General features: G+C 67.2%; 1 protein-coding gene and 1 pseudogene. Both read right to left on the reverse strand.

What is annotated here, in order from left to right; all coding sequences use genetic code 11:
- Positions 1–350: hemolysin III family protein (locus B7X65_RS23840; protein WP_293596710.1), on the reverse strand; the 350-nt coding region annotated here is incomplete at its 3' end.
- Positions 351–566: 216 nt separating this feature from the next.
- Positions 567–1,104, reverse strand: a pseudogene (locus B7X65_RS23845) (DUF349 domain-containing protein); the annotation flags it as partial.

Raw genomic sequence — 1,104 nt, forward strand, 5'->3', positions numbered from 1 at the left:
AGCACGCCGAGCGTGAACGGCGTGTAGGTGCCGGCAATCAGCAGGTAAATGGCGCTGTGGTCGAGCACCTGGAACACGCGCTTGGCGCGCATGGTTCCGCCCGAAGGCATGACGTGGTAGAGCATCGAGGTGGCGTACAGAATCACCATGGTGGCGGCAAAAATGCTGGCTCCGACGACATCGGCCGCATCGCCGCGCCGCACCGCCCCGATGATCAGCACCGGCGCTGCGGCCAGGGCCAGCAACAAGGCCACGCCGTGGCTGATGCTGTTGGCGATTTCCTCGCCGACGGATTGGGGTCTGTCCAGCGAATACGGGTTCGCGTCCGCAGGTGGGGGCAAGTCAGGCACGCGCTTCACCCGGTGTCTCGCCCGATGGGGTTGGACCGTTCGGGCTGAGCGTGCGGGAACCCTTCGACAGGCTCAGGGCGAACGGAGACGGGCTGAGCCCGAATGGAGTCGGGCTCAGGGCGAACGGAGTCGGGGTCAGGGTGAACGGCGTAGGAATGACGTTGAACGGACACCGTCTGACGTCAACGCACGTGTTCGACAAGACCCCGCCAGCACTCATCGCTTGAGCAGCACCTTCAACACGTTCTGCACGCGGCGCGCGTTGGCGGGTTCAAAGTTGCCGGCCAGCACCCGGGCGGCGTCCTCTCCCCAGGTCTCGACCGGTGCGGGCGCATTGCGTTTGGTCAGCAGTTGCAGTTGCAGCATGCGGCGGGCGCTGATGTGTTCGGCGGGCGTCGGCACGTCGGCGGCCATTTCCAGGCGCAGCAGGGCTTCCGACGCATCTTTGCCGGAGGGCTTGCTGACGGCCTCGACCCAGGCATTGCGAACGGCCGGCGTGATCTGCTTGCCGAGATCCTGCACCGTCGGCAACTGGGCCGGGTCGCGCTTTTCCCAGGCCGTGAGCAGGTGCGTCAGCACTTCACCGTGCGCCTGCATCTGCAGCTTTTTGAGCGCCATGTTGGCCGCCTCGAAGGCTTCGCGCTGGGCGCGGAAGGCGGCGTCACCGAGGCGCGGGCCGCGCTCTTCGAACGCCGGGCGCTCGTTGCGGTCGGCAAAGCGCGGGGCGCGGTCACCACGGTCTTCGCGCTCGGGC

The sequence above is a fragment of the Polaromonas sp. 39-63-25 genome (genome assembly GCF_002278925.1).
Classification (GTDB): Bacteria; Pseudomonadota; Gammaproteobacteria; order Burkholderiales; family Burkholderiaceae_C; genus Polaromonas.